General features: G+C 54.9%; 21 protein-coding genes. 7 read left to right on the top strand and 14 right to left on the bottom strand.

Translation table 11 applies throughout. The features are described 5' to 3' along the window. Nucleotides 1–169: 169 nt before the first annotated feature. The 6 genes from glgP to asd form a co-directional block, all read right to left on the bottom strand. Nucleotides 170–2,617, bottom strand: coding sequence for a glycogen phosphorylase (gene glgP, locus Q7C21_RS10325; protein WP_008926283.1), 2,448 nt, complete (start codon nucleotides 2,615–2,617; stop codon nucleotides 170–172). Between the two features lie 19 nt (nucleotides 2,618–2,636). Next, nucleotides 2,637–4,070: a glycogen synthase GlgA gene (glgA, locus tag Q7C21_RS10330; RefSeq protein WP_003853048.1), complete on the bottom strand. Its 1,434-nt coding sequence runs from the start codon at nucleotides 4,068–4,070 to the stop codon at nucleotides 2,637–2,639. Nucleotides 4,071–4,133: 63 nt separating this feature from the next. Beyond that, nucleotides 4,134–5,426: a glucose-1-phosphate adenylyltransferase gene (gene glgC, locus Q7C21_RS10335; RefSeq protein ID WP_003853050.1), complete on the bottom strand. Its 1,293-nt coding sequence runs from the start codon at nucleotides 5,424–5,426 to the stop codon at nucleotides 4,134–4,136. Between the two features lie 10 nt (nucleotides 5,427–5,436). Continuing rightward, complete coding sequence (gene glgX, locus Q7C21_RS10340; RefSeq protein ID WP_003853051.1) at nucleotides 5,437–7,419, bottom strand: glycogen debranching protein GlgX; 1,983 nt, start codon at nucleotides 7,417–7,419, stop codon at nucleotides 5,437–5,439. Continuing rightward, a complete protein-coding gene (glgB, locus tag Q7C21_RS10345; protein ID WP_003853052.1) occupies nucleotides 7,416–9,599 on the bottom strand; it encodes a 1,4-alpha-glucan branching enzyme in 2,184 nt (727 codons plus the stop codon). The genes glgX and glgB overlap by 4 nt, the downstream gene beginning before the upstream one ends. A gap of 359 nt (nucleotides 9,600–9,958) precedes the next feature. After that, nucleotides 9,959–11,068 carry an aspartate-semialdehyde dehydrogenase gene (asd, locus tag Q7C21_RS10350; protein WP_003853053.1) on the bottom strand — a complete coding sequence of 370 codons (1,110 nt, stop codon included), beginning with the start codon at nucleotides 11,066–11,068 and terminating at the stop codon, nucleotides 9,959–9,961. Nucleotides 11,069–11,285: 217 nt separating this feature from the next. Here asd and Q7C21_RS10355 point away from each other — a divergent pair, with 217 nt between their 5' ends. The 3 genes from Q7C21_RS10355 (at nucleotide 11,286) to Q7C21_RS10365 (ending at nucleotide 12,535) form a co-directional block, all read left to right on the top strand. Beyond that, complete coding sequence (locus Q7C21_RS10355; protein WP_003853054.1) at nucleotides 11,286–11,879, top strand: YhgN family NAAT transporter; 594 nt, start codon at nucleotides 11,286–11,288, stop codon at nucleotides 11,877–11,879. A gap of 180 nt (nucleotides 11,880–12,059) precedes the next feature. Then, nucleotides 12,060–12,221, top strand: a complete 162-nt coding sequence (locus Q7C21_RS10360) for a hypothetical protein (protein WP_003853055.1) — start codon at nucleotides 12,060–12,062, stop codon at nucleotides 12,219–12,221. Beyond that, on the top strand, nucleotides 12,218–12,535 hold the full coding sequence (locus Q7C21_RS10365) for a DUF805 domain-containing protein (protein ID WP_003853056.1): 318 nt from the start codon (nucleotides 12,218–12,220) through the stop codon (nucleotides 12,533–12,535). Before Q7C21_RS10360 ends, Q7C21_RS10365 begins: the two co-directional genes overlap by 4 nt. Nucleotides 12,536–12,559: 24 nt before the next feature. On the opposite strand, the gene gntU is transcribed toward Q7C21_RS10365, so the two are convergent. The 4 genes from gntU to Q7C21_RS10385 all read right to left on the bottom strand — a co-directional run bounded on the left by gntU (nucleotide 12,560) and on the right by Q7C21_RS10385 (nucleotide 16,373). Continuing rightward, on the bottom strand, nucleotides 12,560–13,900 hold the full coding sequence (gene gntU / locus Q7C21_RS10370) for a gluconate transporter (protein ID WP_008926287.1): 1,341 nt from the start codon (nucleotides 13,898–13,900) through the stop codon (nucleotides 12,560–12,562). A 2-nt stretch (nucleotides 13,901–13,902) separates the two neighbouring features. Beyond that, on the bottom strand, nucleotides 13,903–14,439 hold the full coding sequence (gntK, locus tag Q7C21_RS10375) for a gluconokinase (RefSeq protein ID WP_003853059.1): 537 nt from the start codon (nucleotides 14,437–14,439) through the stop codon (nucleotides 13,903–13,905). A 140-nt stretch (nucleotides 14,440–14,579) separates the two neighbouring features. Then, nucleotides 14,580–15,575, bottom strand: coding sequence for a gluconate operon transcriptional repressor GntR (gene gntR / locus Q7C21_RS10380; protein WP_003853061.1), 996 nt, complete (start codon nucleotides 15,573–15,575; stop codon nucleotides 14,580–14,582). Between the two features lie 102 nt (nucleotides 15,576–15,677). Further along, a complete protein-coding gene (locus Q7C21_RS10385; protein WP_003853063.1) occupies nucleotides 15,678–16,373 on the bottom strand; it encodes a pirin family protein in 696 nt (231 codons plus the stop codon). Nucleotides 16,374–16,871: 498 nt separating this feature from the next. Here Q7C21_RS10385 and Q7C21_RS10390 point away from each other — a divergent pair, with 498 nt between their 5' ends. Together Q7C21_RS10390 and Q7C21_RS10395 are read left to right on the top strand one after the other, a co-directional pair. Continuing rightward, on the top strand, nucleotides 16,872–18,155 hold the full coding sequence (locus Q7C21_RS10390) for an HAAAP family serine/threonine permease (protein WP_003853066.1): 1,284 nt from the start codon (nucleotides 16,872–16,874) through the stop codon (nucleotides 18,153–18,155). Nucleotides 18,156–18,215: 60 nt separating this feature from the next. Continuing rightward, the gene (locus Q7C21_RS10395; RefSeq protein ID WP_003853069.1) at nucleotides 18,216–19,583 is read left to right on the top strand and encodes an L-serine ammonia-lyase; all 1,368 of its coding nucleotides are present in this window, start codon (nucleotides 18,216–18,218) and stop codon (nucleotides 19,581–19,583) included. 78 nt (nucleotides 19,584–19,661) lie between these two features. Here the strand turns inward: Q7C21_RS10395 and Q7C21_RS10400 are convergent, their stop codons facing one another. Further along, on the bottom strand, nucleotides 19,662–20,105 hold the full coding sequence (locus Q7C21_RS10400; RefSeq protein ID WP_003853070.1) for a helix-turn-helix transcriptional regulator: 444 nt from the start codon (nucleotides 20,103–20,105) through the stop codon (nucleotides 19,662–19,664). A 500-nt stretch (nucleotides 20,106–20,605) separates the two neighbouring features. On the opposite strand from Q7C21_RS10400, the gene Q7C21_RS10405 reads away from it, so the two are divergent. Further along, nucleotides 20,606–21,100, top strand: a complete 495-nt coding sequence (locus tag Q7C21_RS10405) for a GNAT family N-acetyltransferase (RefSeq protein ID WP_375150706.1) — start codon at nucleotides 20,606–20,608, stop codon at nucleotides 21,098–21,100. 250 nt (nucleotides 21,101–21,350) lie between these two features. Here Q7C21_RS10405 and ggt read toward each other — a convergent pair whose 3' ends face one another. Continuing rightward, a complete protein-coding gene (gene ggt, locus Q7C21_RS10410; RefSeq protein ID WP_375150707.1) occupies nucleotides 21,351–23,102 on the bottom strand; it encodes a gamma-glutamyltransferase in 1,752 nt (583 codons plus the stop codon). A 207-nt stretch (nucleotides 23,103–23,309) separates the two neighbouring features. Between ggt and Q7C21_RS10415 the strand changes: the two genes are divergently transcribed. Further along, complete coding sequence (locus Q7C21_RS10415; protein WP_003852222.1) at nucleotides 23,310–23,591, top strand: DUF2756 domain-containing protein; 282 nt, start codon at nucleotides 23,310–23,312, stop codon at nucleotides 23,589–23,591. On the opposite strand, the gene ugpQ is transcribed toward Q7C21_RS10415, so the two are convergent. After that, nucleotides 23,588–24,331, bottom strand: a complete 744-nt coding sequence (gene ugpQ / locus Q7C21_RS10420; RefSeq protein WP_003852221.1) for a glycerophosphodiester phosphodiesterase — start codon at nucleotides 24,329–24,331, stop codon at nucleotides 23,588–23,590. The two genes, Q7C21_RS10415 and ugpQ, sit on opposite strands and share 4 nt — an antisense overlap. Next, nucleotides 24,328–25,401 (bottom strand): sn-glycerol-3-phosphate import ATP-binding protein UgpC, encoded by a 1,074-nt coding sequence (locus Q7C21_RS10425; RefSeq protein ID WP_003852219.1) that lies wholly within the window; start codon nucleotides 25,399–25,401, stop codon nucleotides 24,328–24,330. Before Q7C21_RS10425 ends, ugpQ begins: the two co-directional genes overlap by 4 nt. Nucleotide 25,402 lies beyond the last annotated feature (1 nt).

Consider the following 25,402-nt stretch of genomic DNA (forward strand, 5'->3'; position numbering starts at 1 on the left):
GATTCTTCACCAGGGTGTAATGATCACGCTCGCACAACGGGCATTTACAGGCCCGGAGTCGATAAGCGGCTGAATTTTTTAGAGGTGTGTGGCGTGGGAGAGAAGCAGAAAGAGGAAGAGTGCGGCCGATCCCTCGGCCGCAGAGAAAACAAAATTTACTGCAGGAGCCTTACAACCTTACCGGCGAGATATTCCAGATCTCGTCAGCGTACTCCTGAATAGTACGGTCCGACGAGAAGTAGCCCATTCCGGCGATGTTTTTCGCCGCGCGGCGCTGCCACTCATCCGGCTTACGGTAGAGCGCATCCACCTTATCCTGGGTATCTACGTAGCTGCGATAATCCGCCAGTAACTGATAGTGATCGCCGAAGTTAACCAGTGAATCGAACAGATTGCGGTAGCGGCCCGGATCCTGCGGACTAAACAGACCTGAAGCAATCTGGGTCAGCACCTGGTGCAGTTCCTCATCGCCTTCGTAATAGTCACGCGGGTTATAGCCGTTCTTACGCAGCGCTTCGACCTGTGGCGTGGTATTCCCGAAGATAAAGATGTTCTCTTCACCAACGTGATCCAGCATCTCAACGTTAGCCCCATCCAGCGTACCGATAGTCAGCGCGCCATTCAGCGCAAACTTCATGTTACTGGTGCCGGAGGCTTCAGTGCCTGCGGTGGAGATCTGTTCAGAAAGATCGGCTGCCGGAATGATGATCTGCGCCAGACTCACGCTGTAGTTCGGGATGAAAACAACCTTAAGCTTGTTCTTCACCTGCGGATCATTGTTGATCACATTCGCGACATCGTTGATCAGGTGAATAATGTGCTTGGCAACGTAATACGCTGATGCCGCTTTACCGGCAAAGATATTCACGCGCGGCACCCAGTTCGCCTGCGGATCGGCCTTGATTCGGTTGTAGCGGGTGATCACATGCAGCACATTGAGTAACTGGCGTTTGTACTCGTGAATACGCTTGATCTGCACATCGAATAGCGCATTCGGGTCGAGCACCACGTCCAGATTCTTCGCGACCCAGTCAGCCAGGCGGCGCTTATTCTGATGCTTGGCGACCGCCACTTTTTCAATAAACGCCGGATAGTCGATCTGCGCTTTCAGTTCGCTCAGCTGACTGAGATCGGTGCGCCAGTTACGACCAATCTCCTCATCCAGCACCTCTGACAGCGCCGGGTTGGCCAGCGCCAGCCAGCGACGTGGCGTCACGCCGTTGGTTTTGTTACAGAAACGCCCTGGGAACAGGCGCGAGAAATCGGCAAACAGAGACTGCACCATCAGATTGGAGTGCAGCTCAGACACGCCGTTCACTTTGTGACTGACCACAACCGCCAGCCAGCCCATGCGAATCCGGCGGCCGTCGTTCTCATCAATGATCGAAATGCGTGACAGCAGATCCAAATCATCCGGGTAGTGATCCTGAATGGTCTTGAGGAAGAAGTCGTTAATCTCGAAAATAATGCTGAGGTGACGCGGCAGGATCTTGCCGATCATATCAACCGGCCAGGTCTCCAGCGCTTCGGTCATCAGCGTATGGTTGGTATAGGAGAAGACCTGACAGCAAACGTCAAAAGCGCTGTCCCAGCTGAATTTATGGTCGTCGATCAGCAGGCGCATCAGTTCAGGGATCGCCAATACCGGATGGGTATCGTTGAGGTGAATGGCGATTTTGTCCGCCAGGTTGTCCCAGGTCTGATGCATCCGCCAGTGACGATTCAGGATGTCCTGCACCGTCGCGGAGACCAGGAAATATTCCTGACGCAGACGCAGTTCACGGCCGGAATAGGTGGAGTCATCCGGATAGAGCACGCGCGACACGTTCTCAGAGTGGTTTTTATCTTCCACTGCCGCAAAATAATCACCCTGGTTAAACTTACCGAGGTTGATTTCGTTGCTGGCCTGCGCACCCCAAAGTCGTAAGGTGTTGGTGGCGTCGGTGTCGAAGCCCGGGATGATCTGGTCATAAGCCATCGCCAGAATCTCTTCGGTCTCCAGCCAGCGCACTTTCGTGCCTTCATGCTGCACGCGACCGCCGAAACGCACTTTGTAACGGGTATTGAAACGCTGGAATTCCCACGGATTACCATACTCAAGCCAGTAATCCGGAGACTCTTTCTGCTCACCTTCCACGATGTTCTGTTTGAACATGCCGTAGTCATAGCGGATGCCGTAGCCACGGCCCGGCATGCCCAGCGTCGCCAGCGAATCGAGGAAACAGGCCGCCAGGCGACCGAGACCGCCGTTGCCCAGTCCCGGATCGTTCTCCTCTTCCATCAGCTCGGCCAGATCCAGCCCCATCTCATCCAGCGCCTGGTTGAGATCGTCATAAATCCCCATCGCCAGCAGCGCATTCCCCAGCGTGCGGCCCATCAGGAACTCCATCGACAGGTAATAAACCTGGCGGACATCCTGAGAGAGCTGGGCACGGCTGGAACGCAGCCAGCGCTCCACCATCCGGTCGCGCACCGCCAGCAGCGAGGCGTTGAGCCACTCGTGCTTGTTGGCAATAGAGGGATCTTTGCCGATGGTAAACATCAGTTTGTAGGCAATCGAATGCTTTAAGGCATCAACCGTCAACGTTGGTGAGGCGTAAGTGAAAGGTGCATTCATATCCAGTTTTCCCAATCCGTTACATCAAACGTTGGTAGAGATCACGGTAGGCTGTTGCTGCCACCTGCCAGCTAAAGTCCATTGCCATCGCCTGGCGCTGAACATAGCGCCATAACGAAGGACGGGACCACAATACGAACGCACGTCGGATGGCCCGTAACAGCGACCAGGCATTGGCATCTTCGAAACTGAATCCACTGGCGATACCGTCGGCCAGATTCTCTAACGAGCTATCATTAACGGTATCGGCCAGTCCACCCGTACGTCGCACTAACGGCAACGTACCATACTTCAGGCCATAAAGTTGTGTCAGACCGCAGGGCTCAAAGCGACTCGGCACCACAATGACGTCCGCGCCACCCACAATGCGGTGTGAAAATGCTTCGTGATAGCCAATCTGCACGCCTACACTTCCGGGATGTTCTGCCGCCGCCGCCAGGAATCCCTGTTGCAGTTCGGCATCGCCCTGACCCAGCAGCACCAGCTGTCCGCCCTGCGCCAGCAAGCCAGGCAGCGCCTCTAAAACCAGGTCCAGACCTTTCTGTTTAGTCAGGCGGCTGATCACGCAGAACACCGGCGCTTTATCATCCACTTTCAGGCCCATCGCAACCTGCAGCTGACGTTTATTTTCTGCTTTTGCTTCCAGCGTGTCGCGGTTATAGCGTGCGCTCAGCAGCAGGTCGTGCGCCGGATCCCAGATAGAGGGATCAACGCCATTAAGAATCCCGCTAAGACGACCTTCCCGCATCCGCTGCGCCAGCAGGGTTTCCATGCCGTAAGCATATTCAGCAGAGGTAATTTCATGGGCGTAAGTCGGACTGACCGCCGTGATATGGTCGGCGTAAAAGAGCCCCGCTTTCAGGAAAGAGATCTGACCGAAGAACTCCAGCCCATGCATGTTAAAGAATGACCATGGCAGGCCAATCTCATCCATATGATGCGCCATGAACAGGCCCTGATACGCCAGGTTGTGCACCGTGAACACCGACTTAGCCGGACGTCCTCGCGCTTCCAGATAGGCGCAGGTCAGGCCTGCATGCCAGTCATGCGCATGCACGATATCGGGACGCCACATGGAATCCATGCCACACGCCAGTTCGCAGCCAACCCAGCCCAGCAGCGCAAAGCGCAGATAGTTGTCGACATACGCAAACTGCGACTCATCATGATAAGGACTACCAGGACGATCGTAGAGGCCGGGCGCATCAATTAAGTAGATGCCCACACCGTTAAATTCACCAAATAACAGACGTATATGACCAGCAAATGTCTCTCGCTCCGTCACTACCTGGAGATCAGGTATGCCTTTGCGCAATGCGGGAAAAGCAGGCAACAGCACCCGCGTATCCGTACCGCCCGCAATTTGCGCCTGAGGTAATGCCCCGACTACATCAGCCAGTCCGCCCGTTTTCAGCAGCGGGAAAAGTTCTGAACAGACATGTAAAACCTGCATCCTCGACCTCATTAAGTTATCCGGCACGCTCCGCGTGCCGATTGCGTAAGTTCCGCTTATCGCTTACAGCCCCGCTTTGGCCAGTCTGGCCAGCATGGCGCGGGTTACCAGTACGATCCCTTCATCCGAACGATGAAACCGGCGACTGTCTTCATCGGGGTTTTCGCCAATCACCATGCCTTCCGGCAGTTCGCAGGCGCGATCAATCACGCAGCGACGCAGACGACACGATCGGCCAACGACCACATCAGGCAGCAGTACAGTTGAATCGATATTGCAAAACGAGTTAACGCGTACCCGTGGGAACAGCACCGAGTTGACCACCACCGAACCGGAGATGATGCAGCCGCCTGAAACCAATGAATTCATGGTCATCCCGTGACTGCCGGAACGATCCTGAACAAATTTGGCTGGCGGCAGCGGCTCCATATGGGTACGAATCGGCCAGGTGACGTCATACATATCGAGTTCCGGCATCACCGATGCCAGGTCGAGATTGGCGCGCCAGTAGGCTTCCAGCGTCCCGACATCACGCCAGTAAGGTGGCGCGTTGTCGTCGTTCTGAACGCAGGAGAGCGCGAAAGAGTGTGCATAGCCTTCGCCACTTGCCACAATTTTCGGCAGAATATCTTTGCCAAAGTCATGGTTAGAGCCTGGCGTCTGCAGATCTTCCTCCAGCAACGCATAGAGATAGTCCGCGTTAAAAACGTAGATCCCCATGCTGGCCAGCGCCTGCGTGTCATCACCTGGCATGGTAGGCGGCTTCGCAGGTTTTTCCACGAAGTCGATCACCATGTTCTCTTCGTTCACCGCCATCACACCAAACGCCGTGGCTTCATGTACCGGCACGGGCAAACAGGCAATGGTACATTTCGCCTCGTTGACCACGTGATCCAGCAGCATGCGTGAATAATCCATCTTATAAATGTGGTCCCCGGCAAGGATCACGATGTACTGCGCCTGATAGCGGCGAATCACATCAAGGTTTTGCGTCACGGCATCGGCCGTACCGCGATACCACTGTTCGGTCGAAAAGCGCTGCTGCGCTGGCAGCAAATCGACAAACTCATTCATCTCTTCATTGAAGATGGACCAGCCACGCTGGATATGCTGAGTCAGGGTATGGGACTGATACTGCGTAATCACGCCAATCCGTCGGATACCGGAGTTAACGCAGTTGGAGAGGGCAAAGTCGATAATGCGGAACTTGCCGCCGAAATGCACCGCAGGTTTGGCACGCTTAGCCGTTAAATCGACCAGTCGCGTGCCGCGTCCGCCGGCGAGGATCAGAGCAACCGTCTGTGTAGGGAGCTGGCGGGCCAGCATCAGGTGATCTGTTCTATCTAACTTAACCATGTCTGACTCCTTATGATTGCTTTTGGAACACGCACACACCGTGTGCGGGACCATGCCAGACAGTTAACAGGATGGGGTTGTCGTCCCCGGCGAAAGGAGGAAGGGCACGCCATTCTCCGTCTGGTAACACGATGTCATTCACCGTATCCGTGGCGTTTATTGTTATTAACCAGCGGCCGGACAGCAGGATCTGCAATCTGTGCATTCCCTGTGCCCATTCATCGTGTTGCAGTGGCTGGCCACCGGCATTGAGCCACTGCACATTGCCGTCACCGTCCTGCCACCAGCGATCTGCGGTCAGCGCCGGAATGCGCTGGCGCAGAGCAATCAGTGCTGCGGTGAATCCGACTAATCCTTTCTCATCCGCCTGCCAGTCAAGCCAGCTCAGCGCGTTGTCCTGACAGTAAGCGTTGTTATTACCGCGCTGGGTGTGGCCACGCTCGTCACCTGCCAGCAGCATCGGCGTGCCCTGTGACAGCAGCAGCGTCGTCAGCAGTGCCCGTACGCTGCGGCGACGGCGTTCAATGACGTCAAAGCTGACGTTCAGCCCCTCTTTGCCGTGGTTGTGACTGTAGTTATCACCATGGCCATCGCGGTTATCTTCCCCGTTCGCCTCATTGTGTTTACGTTCAAAGCTCACCACATCCCACAGCGTAAAGCCGTCGTGGGCGGTGATGAGATTAACCGTGGCGTGTGGCGGCCGGTCGTCGTGCTGGTAGAGATCGCTGGAGGCGGCAAAGCGGCGAACGAACTCGCCATTGCTTAAGCCACCATGGAGCCAGTATTGACGCGCGGTGTCGCGAAACTTATCGTTCCATTCGGCAAACGGTGGCGGAAAGCGGCCAACCTGATAGCCGTCAGGGCCGATATCCCAGGGTTCCGCAATCAGCTTGACCTGAGAGAGCAGCGGACAGGCGCGTATCGCGTCAAAAAAGGGCGCATCACGCTGGTAATCGGGCGTGCGGCCCAGCACCGGCGCAAGGTCAAAGCGGAAGCCGTCGACGTGGCAGACCCGCACCCAGTAGCGCAGCGCCTCCAGGGCCCACGTCATCACCTGCGGATGGTGGATATTCAGTGTGTTGCCGCAGCCGGTCCAGTTCTGATACTCACCCTGCTCATCCAGCCAGTAGTAGCTGGCGTTATCGATGCCGCGCATTGAAATCGTCGGGCCAATCACATCCAGTTCGGCTGTGTGGTTAAACACCACATCCAGCACCACTTCGATACCCGCAGCATGCAGGTTTTTAACCGCCTGCTGGAACTCCTGAAGCGGCGTTACGCCCGGCTGACCGGAGGCGTACCGGGGATCCACCGCCCAAAGTGCAAAGGGGTTGTAGCCCCAGTAGTTACTCAGGCCAAGCTGCAGCAGTCGCGGTTCACTGGCGAAATGGGCAACCGGCAGCAGCTCAAGAGTGGTAATCCCCAGATCGCGCAGGTAATTCACCATAACAGGATGACCCAGCGCCGCGTAAGTCCCGCGTAACGTTTCCGGAATTTCCGGATGCTGCTGCGTCAGGCCGCGCACGTGGGCTTCATAAATCACTGTGTTACCCCACGGGATACGTGGTGCGACATCGCCCTGCCAGTCAAAATCCTCCGCGACGACCCGGGACTTCGGCGCAATCGCCGCGTTGTCATGCGGATCGGGCTGCGCTTCACCGCCATGAAACAGCGGATCATCAGGCACATCGCCTTCCACGGCGCGGGCGCAGGGGTCAACCAGCAACTTCGCCGGATTAAAACGGTGTCCCTGCTGCGGCGCCCAGGGGCCATGCACCCGGTAGCCATAGCGCTGTCCCGGTTTTAACGCCGGAACATAACCGTGCCAGATATCCCCACTGCGGCCAGGCAGGTCAAGACGCTGTTCCGCGCCCTGTTCATCAAACAGGCAGAGCTCTACGCGCTCTGCATGCTGTGAGAACAGGGTGAAGTTAACGCCTTTGCCATCGTAACTGGCACCCAGCGGTTCGGGATCGCCGGCAGTGATGGTCATTCAGCCTCCCGCACCAGCCATACTGTTGCCAGCGGTGGCAGATTGAGACTCAGCGACTGCGGTCGTCCGTGGCTCTCCTGCTCATCGGTATGTACCCGCTGATTTCGCACGTCACTGCCGTGATAATCATGCTGGTCGGTATTCAGCACCTCGCGCCAGTAGCCCGGCTGGTTGACGCCAAAGCGATAACCCGGGCGCGGCACCGGCGTAAAGTTACTGACCACGATCACTTCGTTGCCTTCACGATCGCGGCGCACAAAGGCGAAGACGGAATGCTCTGCGTCGTCTACCACTAACCACTCAAAGCCTGCCGGATCGAAGTCGAGCTGATGCAGCGGCGTGTAGTATTGATAGGTATGGTTGAGATCACGCACCAGACGCTGAACGCCGTTGTGCCAGTTATCCTCCCCTTCCAGCAAATGCCAGTCGAGACTGACGTCATGGTTCCACTCACGGCCCTGGGCAAATTCATTGCCCATAAACAGCAATTTTTTGCCCGGGAAGGCCCACATCCAGCCGTAGTAGGCACGCAGGTTGGCGAACTTCTGCCAGGCATCGCCCGGCATACGATCCAGAATCGAGCGTTTACCGTGCACCACTTCATCATGCGATAGCGGCAGCACAAAGTTTTCAGTGTAGTTGTACATCATGCCGAAGCTCATCAAATTGTGATGATGCTTGCGGTAAATGGGATCGACTTTCATGTAGTCGAGGGTGTCGTGCATCCAGCCCAGATTCCATTTGAACCAGAAGCCCAGCCCGCCACCTTCAGTTGGACGCGTCACGCCAGGATAGTCTGTAGACTCTTCAGCCATTGTCACCGACCCGGATGCTACCGTGCCGAGCGTGCGGTTGGTGTAGCGCAGGAACTCAATCGCTTCCAGGTTCTCACGGCCACCGTACTGATTTGGCACCCACTCCCCTTCACTGCGGCTGTAGTCGCGGTAAATCATCGACGCGACCGCATCCACACGCAGGCCATCGATGCCAAAGCGCTCCGTCCAGTAGAGCGCATTACCCGACAGGTAGTTGCTCACTTCGCGGCGGCCAAAGTTGTAGATCAGGGTGTTCCAGTCCTGGTGGAAGCCTTCACGCGGATCGCTGTGCTCATAGAGCTCTGTTCCGTCGTACTTCGCCAGACCGAAATCATCGCTGGGGAAATGGCCTGGCACCCAGTCGAGCAGCACGTTGAGGCCCGCTTCATGGGCAGCGTCAATGAAGGCGCGAAACTCGTCACGCGTACCAAAACGGCGGGTCGGCGCATACATGCCCAGCGGCTGATAGCCCCAGCTGCCGTCAAACGGATGTTCGTTAACGGGCAGCAGTTCGATATGGGTAAAGCCCATCTCTTTAACGTAAGGCACCAGCTGTTCAGCCAGCTCTTTGTAGCTCAGCCAGAAGTTGTTGTCGGTGTGACGACGCCAGGAACCCAGGTGGACTTCATAGATTGAGATGGGCGCGTCGAAAGCGTTGGCGGCCTTGCGCTCCTCTTTCATCTCAACCGGCTCCGGCAGACCACAAATCATCGACGCCGTCTGCGGACGCATCTGTGCCTCAAAGGCGTACGGGTCCGCTTTGATGCGCAGCTCACCATTGGCATCGATAATTTCATATTTGTAGAGCTGGCCATTAACCGCACCTGGCACAAACAGCTCCCAGATACCTAACTCCTGACGCAGACGCATCGGATGACGGCGGCCATCCCAGAAGTTGAAATCGCCAACCACGGAAACGCGACGGGCATTGGGTGCCCAGACGCAGAAACGGGTGCCGAAGACGCCATCAATCACGTCGCCGTGCGCGCCCAGCGTCTCATAAGGGCGCAGGTGCGTCCCTTCCGCCAGCAGCCACAGATCCATCTCCTGCAGCAGCGGGCCGAAACGATAGGCATCATCGACGAGGTTTTGCTGACCATGCCAGTTGACCGCCAGCTGATAACGGAATGGATTTTTACGGCGTGGAATGACGCCACTGAAGAAGCCGCGTGCATCTTCACACACCAGCTGAGCCAGTTTGCGCCCGGTGGAGGTTTCAATGACCCACACTTCAAGCGCTTCGGGGAGCAATGCCCTGACCTCAAGGCCTTGCTGAGTTCGGTGCATCCCTAGTAACGAAAAAGGGTCGGCATAATTACCCGCAAACAGGGCATTGATCGCATCGCGATCGGGAAGCTCTGACATGACTTTCTTCCTGTGATAATTGGCAGCCGAAATGAACGCAACATAGCCTGTCGCGCTTCACCTGCGCTGCTCTTCATTGAGCCATACGTACAACGACAAAGCAGTCAGGCCATTCCATGGGAAAAGTGTTTTTGTCGCGTACCACAACCATTTAATCCGGAAAGCACAAGGGTTACCTGTGGCACATCATGGTTAAATCATAGCTTGGTCACGGCAGTTGCCATGGACTTAAGCAAAATATTCTTTAACGGCTGGCAAAAAAGGGAAGCTGATCACTGAGTAAGCGAAACGGCAGGTTGTTTTGCATACGACAAAAACAAAAAAGGCCGGGTAAATCCGGCCTTTGGTGCTATTTCTGTTTAGCTGATTAACAACCGCAGCATGCGACGTAGCGGTTCGGCTGCGCCCCATAACAACTGGTCGCCCACCGTGAAGGCCGAGAGATATTCCGGCCCCATGTTGAGTTTCCGTAACCGGCCAACGGGTGTGGTGAGCGTGCCGGTGACAGCGGCAGGCGTCAGTTCACGCATCGTCAGCTCACGGTCATTTGGCACCACCTTGACCCACTCATTGTGAGAGGCCAGCAGCTGTTCGATTTCCGCCAGCGGCAGGTCGCGTTTCAGTTTCAGCGTAAAGGCCTGGCTGTGACAGCGCAGCGCACCGACACGTACGCACAAGCCATCAACCGGGATGACTTTAGAGGTGGCAAGGATTTTGTTGGTCTCTGCCTGGCCTTTCCACTCTTCGCGGCTCTGGCCGTTGTCCAGCTGCTTATCAATCCACGGAATCAGGCTGCCCGCCAGCGGTACGCCGAAGTTGTCGGTCGGTAACGTGCCGGAACGGGTGAAGTCGGTCACGCTACGCTCAATGTCGAGAATGGCGGAAGCCGGGTTCTGCAATGCAGGCGCAACGTGATCGTGCAGCATGCCCATCTGGGTCAGCAATTCGCGCATGTGGCGCGCACCGCCACCCGAGGCTGCCTGATAGGTGGCAACTGAGGCCCACTCAACCAGATCCTGAGCAAACAAACCGCCCAGTGACATCAGCATCAGGCTGACGGTACAGTTACCGCCAACAAAGGTTTTGATGCCACGGTCGATGCCGTCACGAATAACCGCGTGGTTAACCGGATCGAGGATGATGATGGCATCCTCTTTCATGCGCAGCGTGGAGGCCGCATCAATCCAGTATCCCTGCCAGCCGCTGGCGCGCAGCTTAGGATAGACGTCACTGGTGTAGTCGCCACCCTGGCAGGTAATAATGATATCCAGCGCGCGCAGCGCCTCAATATCAAACGCATCCTGCAGTGTGCCCTGCTGTTTGCCCGCAAACGCGGGTGCCGCCTGACCATGCTGCGACGTCGAGAAGAAGACCGGATTGATTGCATCAAAATCACGCTCTTCACTCATGCGGGACATCAGCACTGAGCCGACCATGCCGCGCCAACCAACAAAACCTACATTCTTCATGTCGTGTCCGTCTAAGGCAGTTACACCTGCTTTTCATTTCAGAGGAGAGAGCGGCGTGCTATTTTCACGCCGCTCTGCGTAATAATAAGATTTACCTGTGTCCCCTCACTCTACAAAATGCAGGCCGGGTAGCAAGTGAATTAATTCGATTACGCTAACTTTTTCAGCAGCGTAACTAATAACTCTGCTTTTTCGCGAACAACATGGCGTAAAACCGATGACTGAAATGATTTCGGCGACAATATTATTGTTGTTAATTATGGATCCGCTGGGCAATCTGCCGATTTTTATGTCGGTTTTAAAGCATCTGGAGCCGAAAAGGCGGCGGGTTGTGCTAATCCGTGAAATGCTGATTGCCCTGATCATCATGCTGCTGTTCCTGTTTACCGGCGAACGCATTCTGGCATTTTTAAATCTGCGCACCGAAACGGTATCGATTTCTGGCGGGATCATTCTGTTTCTGATCGCCATCAAAATGATTTTTCCGTCGGCGGAAAGCAGCAGTTCAGGCTTACCGGCGGGTGAAGAGCCATTCCTGGTACCGCTGGCGATTCCGCTGGTCGCCGGGCCATCGCTGCTGGCAACGCTGATGCTGCTATCGCATCAGTATCCACATCAGATGTCGCATCTGGTCGGTGCGCTGTTGATCGCCTGGGGCGTGACGGTCGGCATTCTGCTGATGTCAGGACTGTTCCTGCGTCTGCTGGGTGATAAAGGCGTGAATGCGCTGGAGCGGCTGATGGGATTGATACTGATTATGCTGGCCACCCAGATGTTCCTGGATGGCATTCGGGCTTATCTGAAGTTGTAAGCGCACCTGTGTCCTTTTATCCTGGCAGGCGAGCAGGCTGCCGCCTTCATTCAGCCGGCTTATCACAACGTTACGGCATTGAAATGAATAATAATATTTATATAATGCCGCAAAAAGAGATATCCATGGCAGGCAGTATCGAAAATTAGATGCAGCGTCTGAAAACGCGGGGGAAATGTAATGAGGTTGGGCCTGACCGTACTATCCTTCCCGGGCCAGAAAGCGGCGCTGAATGACGCGCAGCTGATGCAGGTTGACGTTACTGATTTTGCCTGGGTTTACTTATCTGCCGCCGCCATCACGCTGGTTCTTTTTGCTCTGATAAGAAGAAAATGGGCATGAACAGTCTGCTGCAGATCATCAAAAGCTGTTTTTTGCGCACCTTTAATTATCAAGGGCGTGAAGGCAGGACGAGCTATTTTATTTTCCTGCTGTTCCAGCTGGCCTGGTTCTGCAGTTATCTGCAATGGTTTACCGGGCCATTGCATGAAATTGGCTTAATCGCGCTGCTGCTGTTTATTTTGCCTGTTTTTTCCTGCGGGGTGAGAAGAATAAATGACGCTGGCTATTCATCCGGCGTCATTGTCCTTTTGGTAGTAGCGCCTTATCTGCTGTTCCCTTTTTTACTCTTCCCCCGCTCGCGGGAAAAAAACTGACGGGCAGTTAGCCCGTCAGGTTGGTCAGGAAAGCAGTTCGAAAGCAATCATCCCGACCACCGCGCCAACAGTGCCAAGAATGGTCTCCATCAGCGTCCAGGTCTTCAGCGTTTCCGCTTCGCTGGCCCCGGTGAAGCGGCCAAACAGCCAGAAGCCGGCATCGTTCACATGGCTGATAATGATTGAGCCACCGCCGATGCAGATCGACAGCGCTGCCAGCTGAGCACCGCTGTAGTGCAGCGGTTCAATCACCGGCATGATTAGCCCGACGGTGGTCAGACAGGCGACCGTCGCCGACCCCTGAATAACCCGCACCGCGCCCGACAGGATAAAGCAGGCCAGCGCAATCGGCAGTCCTGCGCCGGTCAGCGCATTGCCCAGCACCGGACCGACGCCAGAATCCACCAGTACCTGCTTAAACACACCGCCCGCGCCAATCACCAGCAGGATAATCCCGGCCGGTTGCAGCGCGCTGCCACACACCTGCATCACCCGCTCTTTATCCATACCCTGACGGTAAGCCAGGCCATAAATCGCCACCAGCAGCGCCAGCAGGATCGCAGTGAAAGGATGGCCGATAAATTCCAGCCATTCATACAGCGTGGTGCCTTCGGTTGTGAAGCGTGCGCCGATGGTTTTCAGGCCAACCAGCACCAGCGGGAAGAGGATCAGTGAGAGGCTGAAACCAAATGACGGCAGCTTGCTCTCATCAACATCCGGCTGATGATCTTCCGGCGGCGCGCTGAACGTGACGTGGTTGCCGATAAAGTTGCCAAACAGTGGTCCGGCAATCAGCATGCCGGGAATCGCCGCACACAGACCCAGCAGGATCATCCAGCCAAAGTCCGCGTGCATCTGCGAGGCCAGCAGCATCGGGGCCGGTCCGGGCAGCAGGAAGGCCGCCGATGCCGCAACGCCCGCAAACAGCGGGATCACCAGTTTCACCAGATTGCCGCCGGTACGCCGCGCCACCGCAAACGCAATGCTGATCAGCAGCACCACGGCAACTTCAAAGAAGAGCGGCAGCGCGCAGATCAGACCGGCAATGCCCATCGCATAATGGGCACGACTCTGACCAAAGGTTTTCAGCATCCGGATGGCAATCTGATCGACGGCGCCGGTTTCATGCAGGATTTTGCCGAACATCGCGCCCAGCGCAACCACAATGGCAAGGAAGCCGAGCGTGCCGCCCATCCCCTTTTGCATGGTTTCCGCGATTTTGTTGAGTGGCATGCCGGAGAAAAGTCCGGCACCAATGGAGACTAACATCAGCGCGACAAAAGCGTGCATGCGCGCCTTCATCACCAGAAAAAGCAGCAGCAGGACAGAGCCTGCTGCGGTCAAAACGAGTGTTGCGGTATTCATCTCTAACCCTGGCTGATAGCGTCCTGGATAGTGGCAACCGTAGCTGCCACCACATCGTCCAGTGAATGCGCGATATCCACCACCAGTACATCCGACTCATCGCTGCCTGGCTCTTCCAGCGTGGCAAACTGAGTTACCAGCATCTGCGGCTTGAAGAAGTGGCCTTTACGCGCTTTCAGACGGGCTTCGATAGTGTCGAAATCGCCTTTCAGGTAAACAAAACGCAGGTTGTCATTTCCCTGACGCAGAATGTCGCGATAACTTTTCTTCAGGGCTGAACAGACAATGATAGAGATCGCCTGGGTGCGCTGCATGGCAAACGCGGCATCGTTCAGCGCCTGTAACCACGGCTGACGATCGCTGTCATCCAGTGGATGACCATCGGCCATTTTCAGGATGTTGGCACGCGGGTGGAGAAAATCACCGTCAAGAAAGGCCGTGTTGAGCTGGTGAGAAACCTGGTTGGCGACGGCAGACTTTCCGCTGCCTGAAACGCCCATCAGGATGAAGACGTGATGTGACGGGGATTGCGTTGTCATTTTTCTGCTCCGGCAGGTGAGAATTTGCCAATGTTACCGATAACAATGTCGTTTCTCATTCTCCTGGCCGGTTAACAGCCTGGCAACCTTTTTACCAGGAAAAGCATGAAAGTGTGAGCTGACTCATAAAAACGCCACAATCAGATGCTGCCACCTTCACTGATTTCAAAACCGACATCCAGCAGCCGATTATCGCTGCTTTCACCGGCAATGCGCGCCAGTAGCCGCGTCGCCGCTTCACGCCCCATGCGGTCACGTGGCGTGAGCACGGTCGCCAGTTGTGGCGTCACCACCTGGCTGATGTCATGGCCGTGGAAACCGGCAATGGCCATCTGCGAGGGCACCTGTAATCCCTGCCGCTGGCACTCAAACATCGCCCCGACCGCCAGATCGTCATTGGTACAGAACAGGCTATCCGTTTCAGGATAAAGACGCTGCGCCTCACGCAGCAGATCGCCACCGGCGCTGAATGAAGAAGCCTCTTCCATCATCACGCTGCGTGGCGTCAGTCCCGCTTCGCGCATGGCGATTTCATAACCCTGCTGCTTCTGCAACGTACGTTCATCAAGGCGTGCGCCGAGGTAGACAGTGTGACGATGGCCTTTACTCAGGATAGTCCGCGTCATCTGCCGGGCTGCTTCAACGTTATCAAAGCCGACGGCCATATCCAGGCAGGGTGTGACGCTGTCCATCATCTCTATCACCGGAATACCGGCCACTTCCAGCATGCGCAGCGTGCCTGGCGTATGGGTACGTTCGGTGAGAATCACGCCATCGATGTTCCAGCCCAGCAGCGAGCGCAGTTGCCGCTCCTCTTTTTGCGGGTTGTAACCAAAGTGGGCGACCAGCGTCTGATAGTTCGCTTCGTCGGTGACGGCTTCAATGCCGCGCAATACGTCGGCGAAAACCTGGTTGGTGAGTGACGGCAGCAGCACGCCAATGGCGCGACTGGTGGCGTTAGAAAGCATATCGGGGGCGCGATTGGGGATATAACCCAGCTCATCCAGTGCCACTGCAATCTTGTCCCGCAGGGCAACAGAGACCTGCTCAGGATTACGCAGGTAACGGCTGACGGTCATTTTAGTAATGCCGACGCGATCGGCAACGTCCTGTAATACCGGTCTTTTCTTCTTCATCGTAGCGCCTGGGATCGCCCTGAAAGCTAAAGTACGATGAGTCTATCACTTTTCTGTCACAAAATTGCCAACCGGGCGCGATGATGCGCGCCCGTAATCTGCTTAGACCGGTGGCAGATCAAACAGCAGGACTTCTGCAGCCGTGCTGGCTTCAATCGTCAGCGCGCTTTCGTCCCAGATCGCCAGGGCGTCACTGGTTGTCACCGCGTTACCGTTAACAGTCACATTGCCTTTGACCACCTGAATCCAGATACGACGTCCTGCCTCAACGGCGACATTGTCCTGCTCACCAGCAGCCAGTACCCAGCGCGATAAGGTCATGTCCTGATAAACTTTCAGCGACCCTTCACGGGCATCCGGGCTTAACACCAGCTGACGCCCTGTAACATCCGGGAAGCGGCGCTGATCGTAGCGTGGCTCAATGCCGGTACGCTCAGGAATGATCCAGATCTGATAAAGGTGCAATGGCTCGCTTTCACTGGCGTTGTACTCAGAGTGACGTACACCCGTGCCGGCGCTCATGATCTGGAACTCCCCTGCCGGGATCTGCTCTTTGTTACCCATGCTGTCCTGATGCTCAACGGTACCGGAAAGCACGTAGGTCAGGATTTCCATATCTTTATGAGGATGGGTGCCAAACCCCTGACCACCATCGATCACATCTTCATTGATGACACGCAGCGCGGAGAAACCCATGAAGTTCGCATCGTGATAGCTGGCGAAAGAGAAGGTATGCCAGCTATCCAGCCAGCCATGGTTTGCGTGACCGCGTTCTTCAGCTTTGCGTACATAGATCATGTTTAATTCTCCTCAATGTTTTTTATAGTGTGTTCCCGAGGCGGTATGATTGATAGCTGAAAAACTTCACTTCTCTGTTCAAATTCGTTGAACAAAATCGGGCTTCTCACTGAAACAGATCGAAGGAAAAGGAGGTGATGCAGGAATGAAAGATATTAAGGGAAAGCCTGAAATAAAGGTTAATCTGATAAACCCGTAAAATAATGAAAGCCGGATAATCCGCGGTTACTTTATTTTCCGTGTCATCATCCCAGGCTAATTTAGCCTCTGGATTTGACACACACAACGTGATTAACGCATTAAAAATGATACCTTAAAAAATAGAGTCAATAAGGTATTACTTTTGATGCCTTAAAACTTCACCTGTAAATTAAAGAATGTGATCGCCGTAAATAACCCGCCTTCATAAATCCTACTAAAATAGCCGATAAATAAAAACCTTTCGTTTTAAACACCCTCCGATTCATTTTATTTTAAATTATTATCAGGAGCCCGATTATGGATGCCGTTCAAAATACGCTGATATCAGATGAAACGCCACGCTGGAGAAGAAGTGATACCGTCTGGATGCTGGGATTATATGGAACTGCAATTGGTGCTGGCGTTTTGTTTTTGCCGATAAATGCAGGCACTGGCGGTTTGCTGCCGTTAATCATTATGGCTGTGCTGGCTTTTCCGATGACATTCTTTGCCCATCGCGGGCTCACCCGTTTTGTTCTTTCCGGCAAAAATCCGGGGGGAGATATTACTGAAGTGGTGGAAGAACATTTTGGTATCGGCGCGGGAAAACTCATCACTCTGCTCTACTTTTTTGCTATATACCCTATCCTGCTGGTGTATAGCGTCGCGATTACCAACACCGTCGACAGTTTTCTCACCCACCAGCTTCATCTGATATCGCCGCCGCGTGCGGTACTGGCTTTCATTCTTATTGTCGGCATGATGGCTATCGTACGCTTCGGCGAAAAAGCTATCGTGAAGGCGATGAGTATTCTGGTGTTTCCGTTCGTGGCCGCACTGATGCTGCTCGCGCTGTATCTGATTCCACAATGGAACGGCGCTATTCTGGATACGCTCTCGATGAGGGGTTCTGAAACGACCGGTAGCGGATTATGGCTCACACTATGGCTGGCTATTCCCGTCATGGTCTTCTCCTTTAATCATTCTCCCATTATTTCATCATTTGCAGTAGCCAAGCGTCAGGAGTACGGCGATCAGGCGGCGTCAAAATGTTCACGCATTCTGGCCTGTGCTCATATCATGATGGTGCTCACCGTCATGTTTTTCGTTTTCAGTTGTGTGCTGAGTCTCTCTCCGGAACACCTGGCGGAGGCAAAGGCGCAGAATATTTCTATCCTTTCCTACCTCGCTAACCATTTTAACGCGCCGTTAATTGCCTGGATGGCCCCCATCATCGCAATTATCGCGATCACCAAATCTTTTCTCGGCCACTATCTGGGGGCGCGTGAAGGTTTCAATGGCATGGTGATCAAATCGCTTCGCAGCAAAGGCAAGTCGATAGAAATCAATAAACTGAACCGCATCACCGCCCTTTTTATGCTGATCACCACCTGGATTGTCGCCACCCTAAACCCCAGCATTCTGGGCATGATTGAAACCCTGGGCGGACCGGTTATCGCCATGATCCTGTTCCTGATGCCGATGTACGCCATTAATAAAGTCCCGGCGATGCGTAAATATAGCGGTCATTTGAGCAATCTTTTCGTCGTCATCATTGGCCTGATTGCTATCTCCGCCATCGCCTTTTCTTTACTTAACTGATGCCGTCGCTTGCCATACTGGTCAGCGCCTCTTTCATATTGCAATCCGCATGGGTGAATCATGATTAGCGTTTTCGATATTTTTAAAATCAGCATCGGGCCATCCAGTTCGCATACGGTGGGCCCCATGAAAGCGGGTAAACATTTTGTTGATACGCTAAAGGAAAAAGGCCTGCTGGATAGTGTGAGCCGGCTGGTCGTGGATATTTATGGCTCTCTTTCCCTGACGGGAAAAGGCCACCATACAGATATTGCGATTATTCTCGGCCTGAGTGGTTATCTGCCTGACACGGTAAATATCGATCAGATCCCCGCCATCATTCGCGACGTGAATACGCAGCAACAGTTACGTATCGAAGAAGGGCACCGGGAGATTGCCTTCCCGGTGGCAGAGTGCATACGCTTTCACAGCGAGTTTCTGCCGTTACATGAAAATGGCATGAGCATAACCGCCTTTTGTGATGGAAAAAGCGTTTACACCCAGACCTATTATTCTGTCGGAGGCGGCTTTATTGTCACCGAAGACGATTTTGGTAAAAGCCTGGATAGCGAAATCGATATTCCCTTCCCCTTCTATTCCGCCCGTAACCTGCTGGCGCATTGCCATAGCAATAACCTTTCGGTTTCGGCCGTCATGATGAAGAACGAGATAGCGCGTCATGGTCGCCGTGAGGTCGAAGAGAACATGGCACAACTGTGGCAAACCATGCGCAATGCGATAACACGTGGCATCAGCACTGAGGGCGTCTTACCCGGTCCGCTGAAGGTGCCACGGCGGGCATCTTCCCTGCATCGCATCCTGGCGCCACTGAGCCAGTCCATTAATCCCCTGAGTGCCATGGATTGGGTGAATATGTTCGCGATGGCAGTGAGTGAAGAGAATGCCGCTGGAGGACGTGTGGTCACCGCACCCACCAATGGCGCATGCGGGATTATTCCGGCGGTACTGGCTTATTATGATCGCTTCATCAAGCCGGTAACGCCTGAACTCTATATGCGCTATTTCCTCACAGCAGGCGCAATCGGCATTCTTTATAAGATGAATGCGTCAATTTCTGGCGCTGAAGTCGGCTGTCAGGGAGAGGTCGGCGTGGCCTGTTCCATGGCGGCGGCGGGTCTGGCTGAACTGCTGGGGGCCGATGCGGAGAAAGTCTGCATCGCCGCTGAAATTGGCATGGAGCATAATCTGGGTCTGACCTGCGATCCCGTTGCGGGTCAGGTTCAGGTGCCCTGTATTGAGCGGAATGCGATTGCTGCCGTCAAAGCCATTAACTCAACCAGTATGGCGATGTACCGCACCAGCGATCCCAAAGTGTCACTGGATAAGATTATCGAAACCATGTTTGAAACCGGCAAAGACATGAACGCCAAATACCGTGAAACCGCCCGCGGCGGTCTGGCGATCAAAGTGGCGATATGTGAATCGTAACGATCTGAAAACCGCTGGCTGTGAGGCTGGCGGTTTCTTCATTGCTCCGGTTTTGCTGAAGATGGGCTTTGAGCAGGATTATTTTGATTCGTTTTCGCGGGGCAGACTGGACCAGACCATACTCCGCATTTCAGAGGAGGTGTACCACTCATTTATCGTTGCGCTGACAGACTGCTCAGCAACAGCTTCAGTGTTATTCGCCGCCGGTGACTGGCTGCGCTGTTTTTTTCGGATGCGAATACGTGCAGGTGGCGAGTCGGTAAACTGCGCATTAAAGGTTCGCATATGAGAATCGGACAAAATGGACTCCAGCTGATGCAACCGTCCAAGACCCCGCAATATTCCTATTAAGGTGCTCAGCGTAACGGACTCACCTAACTCTGCCCGTTTAATGGTGGCCGTACCAACGCGTGCACGTTCAGCCAGTTCAATCTGAGAGATCCCAAGCTGCATACGGGTTTCTTTAATTCTGCAGCACAATTCAGCAATTATTGCGCCATCGGAAAGAGTATTAAAACGCATAGCAATATCTCATTGCGGGATATACAGAATAAATTATTGAGTAAACCCGCCGGCAAATAAAGAAGATAATTTTAAAATAACAGCACCTGCATCAAAGTAAGTTATTTATTAACAACGTAAGCGATGAAATATAACCTTCAGGCTTTATTTTTATTGAATTATGGCTATGTCTGAAAAGGGGCGAAAAGGGAAACCTGTTCCGCTGTCGGTCAGGCTCATATTACCGGCTTAAAACCAAATGATGAGTGAGCTTACCGCCTCTCTTTGCCAGTCAGTGAGTGGCAGGCAAAAAAAAGCCAGCGGATAAGCTGGCTAAATAATACTGGAAGCAATGTGAGCAATGTCGTGCTTTCTCAGACTGTCGATGACTGCCCGGGAACGCATGACAATAATAATCATTATCATTCGTATCTGTAAAGCTCTTTTCACGTTTTTTTCGCTTGATTATTGTGGTGAATACCTTGATGTTTAAAGGGTTTTTATCGGCAAAAGGAGAGCACATGAGTGACATCGTTATCCGCCACGTTACGCCAGAAGATGCCGCTGCGCTGCACAGGATTTATGGTCAGCCAGATACTCAGGCCAGCACATTGCATCTGCCTCACGCATCCCTGCAGATGTGGCATACCCGTCTCGCTACGCCACAGCCCAATGCGCATCTGCTGGTCGCCTGTATCGACGAAGAGGTTGTTGGTCAGTGTGCGCTGCACACAGAAGATCGCGCCAGACGCCGTCACACTGCCTCTTTAGGGATGGGCGTGGATGATCGCTACCGGCAGCGCGGCGTCGGCACGGCGCTGATGCGTGAAATGGTCTCGTTGTGCGACAACTGGCTGCAGGTGAGCCGGATGGAGCTGACGGTGTTTGTCGATAATGGCCCGGCCATCGCCCTTTATCAGCGTTTCGGTTTTGAGATTGAGGGAACGGCTAAAGGCTTCGCTATGCGACACGGTGAACTGATCGACGCGCATTATATGGCGCGGGTTAAAGCCTGACGATTGGAAGCATAAAGGGCACCGAAGGTGCCCTTTATGCTGATAAACCTGCCAGGATTCGCTGTCAGTTAGCGCCTGCGCAGGAAACAGGGTCAGATCGGAAAGACGCAAAAGCTGTCATCCATGACACGCTCGGCCCGCGCCGTCCTGCCGCGGGACGCTTTCCTCTTCTGACCCAGTTCCCTGCACATTGAGCTTATTTATTGCTGTCAGATTCACCTGGGTTTAGGTTTGTCAGCAGTCCTGGAAATTAATAACCCGCACTCAAATCATCAATGCTACGCGGATCAGACGCGCCATACAGCATGCCATCCGGCCCGATCATGATGCTCTGTGTACTGCCCATCGACGGCAGCACCTTCACATGCTGACCTTTGGCTTCCAGCAGACGCAGCGTATCGGGACTGAAGCCCTTCTCCACCCGCAGCTGGTCCGGCAGCCACTGATGATGGAAGCGCGGCGCATTAGTGGCTTCCGCCACATTCATCCCGAAATCGATACTATTTACCACCATCTGCAACACCGTAGTGATAATGCGGCTGCCGCCAGGACTGCCGGTGACCAGCCAGGTTTTGCCGCCTTTGGCGACGATGGTCGGTGACATCGATGACAACGGACGCTTCGCCGGTTGCACCGCATTCGCCTCACCGCCCACCAGTCCGTAGACATTGGGCGTGCCTGGCTTGGCAGAGAAGTCATCCATCTCGTTATTCATCAGGATGCCGCTTTTGCCCGCCACAATTCCGCTGCCGAAATAGGTGTTCAGCGTGTAAGTCACCGCAACCGCATTTCCCTGCTTGTCGACCACCGAGAAATGGGTCGTCTGATTGCTTTCATAAGGTTCGAGCTTGCCGGGTTTGATCTCACTGGAAGGCCGCGCCTTCGCCACATCGATCTGCTGCGCCAGGCTTTTAGCATAGGCTTTACTGGTCAGCGCCTGCCACGGCACCTTCACGAAATCGGGATCGCCGAGATATTCCGAGCGGTCCGCGTAGGCATATTTTTCCGCTTCAGCCATCACCTGCATGGCGTCAGCACTGCCAAAGCCCATCTTCGCCAGATCGAAGTTCTCCAGGATATTCAGAATCTGCACGATATGGATACCACCGGATGAGGGAGGCGGCATTGAGAAGACTTCATAGCCACGGTATGTCCCGCTGACGGGCTTACGCTCGACCGCGCGATAGGCTGCCAGGTCAGCTTTGTTGATCAGGCCGCCGTGTTGCGCCATCTCTACGGCAATCTCATCTGCAATTTCACCTTTGTAAAAGGCATCCGGTCCCTGACGGGCAATCAATTGCAGGCTGTGCGCCAGGTTCTTCTGCACCAGCCGGTCACCCTTCTGCCACGGCGTGCCGTCCGGTTTATAGAAGATCGCTTTGCTGTTGGGATGGGTAATCAGGACCTCTTTGCCGTAGGTTTTCAGGTCATCCGCCAGTGCGTCATTGACCGGAATACCGTCACGCGCCAGTTTGATCGCCGGTGCCAGCAGAGTGCTCAGCGGCAGGGTGCCATATTTCTGCGCAGCCAGCGCCAGTCCGGCCACAGTGCCCGGCGTACCTGAGGCAAGATGTGATGTCAGCGACAGCTTACTGTCGGCATTACCCTGCTTATCCAGGAACATATCGCGCGACGCGTGGCCCGGTGCCATTTCACGGAAATCAATAGCCGTCGCGCGTCCCGATGCGGTGCGCAGCAGCATAAACCCGCCGCCGCCCAGATTGCCTGCCTGCGGATGGGTCACAGCCAGCGCAAAGCCCACAGCGACCGCGGCATCCACTGCATTCCCGCCCTGACGCAGGATCTCCACGCCGACCTGGGTTGCCATCGCATCCACCGACGCCACCATGCCGTGCTGCGCTTTTACCGGATGAAAGGTGTCACTGTCCACGCCGTAAGAGACCGGCGGTGCCTGAGTGGGTGCGGCGTTCGCCCCTGCCACCACGGTGAAACTCATCACCAGCGACCAGCTAAGCTGACGCACTGTTTGCTGCATTTTCATCCTGCCACCATCCCGTATAGTTATTTACATTTTTTTATCATTTCTGCAAGTCTCTACAAATACAGCAAAATAACCGGGGTTAAGTCAAATCAGGAATACATCTGAAAGTAAGGTCTGTGATATCGGGTAAACTTATGGATGCGACCCTGATATCGGGGTGCGCGATTGTGCACCCAAAACCCTGTCGCGTTTACGGAAGGAGGAGTGATGAAAAAGTGGATAATTGTTTTAGCGGCCCTGCTGCCATTCGCCAGCCAGGCGAACACGCTCAACAGCACCAATGATCCCAATAAACCGGGCTATAACCCGAGCCAGCAGCGGATGCAGTCGCAGATGCAGACCGATCAGCAGCAGCAGCAGCTGAAGCTGCGCCAGGATCAGCAGCGTCAGACGCAGGATATGCAGCGCAAAATGCAGGAACAGCGAAATAGCGCCCAGCAGCGGGTTATTACCTCGCAGCCGGGCCAGCAGAATCAAAACCAGAACTAATGAAAATCGGGGCCAATGATGTCGATGCTGTCAGTACAGATGGCATCGACGCCCCATTTCAGCAATTCCCGCGCCCGATCCGGGTTGTTCACGGTATAAACCAGAATTTTCAGTCCGGCCGCTTTCAGTTCGGCGACCCGCTCAGCGGTCAGCACCTTGTGATTCAGATGGATCGAGACGCAGGCCAGCGCTGTTGTTTTTGCCTGCCACTCGGGATCCCAGCTGTGCGACAACAGACCACGCGGCAGTTGTGGTTCGGCCTGCATTGCTGCCTCCAGCGCCTCAAACGAGAATGAAGAGAGCAACGGCGCGGTCTGTCCCTGCCACAGGATTGCGGCTGCCTGCGCCACCGCACGTCCGGTTTCGGCATCACTGCCGGTGGTCGGTTTGATTTCGATGTTTGCCATCATCTGATGCTGACGGCAGCGTGCTGCCACCTCATCCAGCCGCGCCAGCTTCTCGCCGGTAAACGCCTTGTCAAACCAGCTGCCTGCATCGAGCTGCGACAGCTTCTCCCAGGGCAACTGACCTGCCACGCCCCAGCCGTTGCTGGTGCGATCCAGTGTGTCGTCATGCAGCAGGAAGATTTGGGCATCCATTGATAATTTGGCATCAAACTCAATCATTTGATGGCCATATTTCGCACCCGTGTCGATGGCTGCCAGGGTATTTTCCGGTGCCAGTTTACCGCCGCCGCGATGAGCGACGATGCGGGGATAAGGCCAGTGTTGTGTGCTCATTCCAGACGCTTTCCATGGGTTGAATCGAAGAAGTGTAACGCATCTGACGGCAGATGCAGCCACAGCGTACTGCCTGGCTGCGGCCGTTCGCTGTGGGCTAAGCGTACCACCAGTGGCGTCTCCCCGATGCGACCATGTGCCAGATTATCGGCACCCAGCATCTCCAGTGTATCGACCCGCAAAGGCACGCCGCCCTGCTCGCGGCTACTGAGTTGAATATGCTCTGGCCGGATGCCCAGCACCACCGGGCGGTTAGCCCATTTCGCTTTTGTGTCGCTGAGTGGCAGCGCGTGTGAGGCATCAAGCTGGAAGCGCGAGCCGTCACTGCTGAACTGTCCTTTCAGCAGGTTCATGGCGGGCGCACCGATAAACGAGGCCACAAACTGGCTGGCCGGACGTTCATATACGTCGACCGGCGTGCCAAGCTGCTCGACCACGCCTTTGTTCATCACCATCACCCGCTGTGCCAGCGTCATCGCCTCGACCTGATCGTGCGTCACATAGAGACTGGTGGTCTGTAAGCGGCGGTGCAGCTGCTGCAGCTCCAGCCGCATCTGCACCCGCAGGCGGGCATCAAGATTCGACAGCGGCTCATCGAACAGAAACACCGCCGGTTCACGTACGATGGCGCGACCCATCGCCACGCGCTGGCGCTGACCGCCCGAGAGTTCGCGAGGCCGACGCATCAGCAGGTGATCCAGTTCCAGGCTGCGCGCTGCGTCCAGCACCCGCTGGCGAATCTGCTCTTTGCCCATGCCGCGGATTTTCAGGCCATAGGCCATGTTCTCCTCCACCGACATGTGGGGATAAAGCGCGTAATTCTGGAACACCATCGCAATGCCGCGATCTTTTGGCTCTTCCTGAGTGACGCGCCGGTTGTCGATGTAGATATCACCGGAGCTGACGCGCTCCAGTCCGGCTACCATGCGCAGCAGCGTCGATTTACCGCAGCCGGATGGCCCCACCATCACCATAAACTCGCCGTCATTGATGGTGACGTTCAGCGGCTGAATGATCTGATTTTTGCCATCGTAGGACTTGGTTACTGCCTGAAGGGTTACGCCTGCCATC

Origin of the sequence: Pantoea sp. ANP04 (genome assembly GCF_041982285.1) — a bacterium.
GTDB lineage: Bacteria > Pseudomonadota > Gammaproteobacteria > Enterobacterales > Enterobacteriaceae > Pantoea > Pantoea eucalypti.

Excerpts from the sequence above, each read along its gene's own strand:
- Q7C21_RS10405 (WP_375150706.1), top strand. The coding sequence starts at position 20,606 with ATGAGTGACATCGTTATCCGCCACGTTACGCCAGAAGATGCCGCTGCG.
- Q7C21_RS10390 (WP_003853066.1), top strand. The coding sequence starts at position 16,872 with ATGGATGCCGTTCAAAATACGCTGATATCAGATGAAACGCCACGCTGG.
- gntK (WP_003853059.1), bottom strand. The coding sequence starts at position 14,439 with ATGACAACGCAATCCCCGTCACATCACGTCTTCATCCTGATGGGCGTT.
- Q7C21_RS10415 (WP_003852222.1), top strand. The coding sequence starts at position 23,310 with ATGAAAAAGTGGATAATTGTTTTAGCGGCCCTGCTGCCATTCGCCAGC.
- Q7C21_RS10385 (WP_003853063.1), bottom strand. The coding sequence starts at position 16,373 with ATGATCTATGTACGCAAAGCTGAAGAACGCGGTCACGCAAACCATGGC.
- ugpQ (WP_003852221.1), bottom strand. The coding sequence starts at position 24,331 with ATGAGCACACAACACTGGCCTTATCCCCGCATCGTCGCTCATCGCGGC.
- glgB (WP_003853052.1), bottom strand. The coding sequence starts at position 9,599 with ATGTCAGAGCTTCCCGATCGCGATGCGATCAATGCCCTGTTTGCGGGT.
- Q7C21_RS10355 (WP_003853054.1), top strand. The coding sequence starts at position 11,286 with ATGACTGAAATGATTTCGGCGACAATATTATTGTTGTTAATTATGGAT.
- glgP (WP_008926283.1), bottom strand. The coding sequence starts at position 2,617 with ATGAATGCACCTTTCACTTACGCCTCACCAACGTTGACGGTTGATGCC.
- gntR (WP_003853061.1), bottom strand. The coding sequence starts at position 15,575 with ATGAAGAAGAAAAGACCGGTATTACAGGACGTTGCCGATCGCGTCGGC.
- gntU (WP_008926287.1), bottom strand. The coding sequence starts at position 13,900 with ATGAATACCGCAACACTCGTTTTGACCGCAGCAGGCTCTGTCCTGCTG.
- Q7C21_RS10365 (WP_003853056.1), top strand. The coding sequence starts at position 12,218 with ATGAACAGTCTGCTGCAGATCATCAAAAGCTGTTTTTTGCGCACCTTT.
- Q7C21_RS10425 (WP_003852219.1), bottom strand. The coding sequence starts at position 25,401 with ATGGCAGGCGTAACCCTTCAGGCAGTAACCAAGTCCTACGATGGCAAA.
- Q7C21_RS10400 (WP_003853070.1), bottom strand. The coding sequence starts at position 20,105 with ATGCGTTTTAATACTCTTTCCGATGGCGCAATAATTGCTGAATTGTGC.
- glgX (WP_003853051.1), bottom strand. The coding sequence starts at position 7,419 with ATGACCATCACTGCCGGCGATCCCGAACCGCTGGGTGCCAGTTACGAT.
- ggt (WP_375150707.1), bottom strand. The coding sequence starts at position 23,102 with ATGAAAATGCAGCAAACAGTGCGTCAGCTTAGCTGGTCGCTGGTGATG.
- Q7C21_RS10395 (WP_003853069.1), top strand. The coding sequence starts at position 18,216 with ATGATTAGCGTTTTCGATATTTTTAAAATCAGCATCGGGCCATCCAGT.
- Q7C21_RS10360 (WP_003853055.1), top strand. The coding sequence starts at position 12,060 with ATGAGGTTGGGCCTGACCGTACTATCCTTCCCGGGCCAGAAAGCGGCG.
- glgA (WP_003853048.1), bottom strand. The coding sequence starts at position 4,070 with ATGCAGGTTTTACATGTCTGTTCAGAACTTTTCCCGCTGCTGAAAACG.
- asd (WP_003853053.1), bottom strand. The coding sequence starts at position 11,068 with ATGAAGAATGTAGGTTTTGTTGGTTGGCGCGGCATGGTCGGCTCAGTG.
- glgC (WP_003853050.1), bottom strand. The coding sequence starts at position 5,426 with ATGGTTAAGTTAGATAGAACAGATCACCTGATGCTGGCCCGCCAGCTC.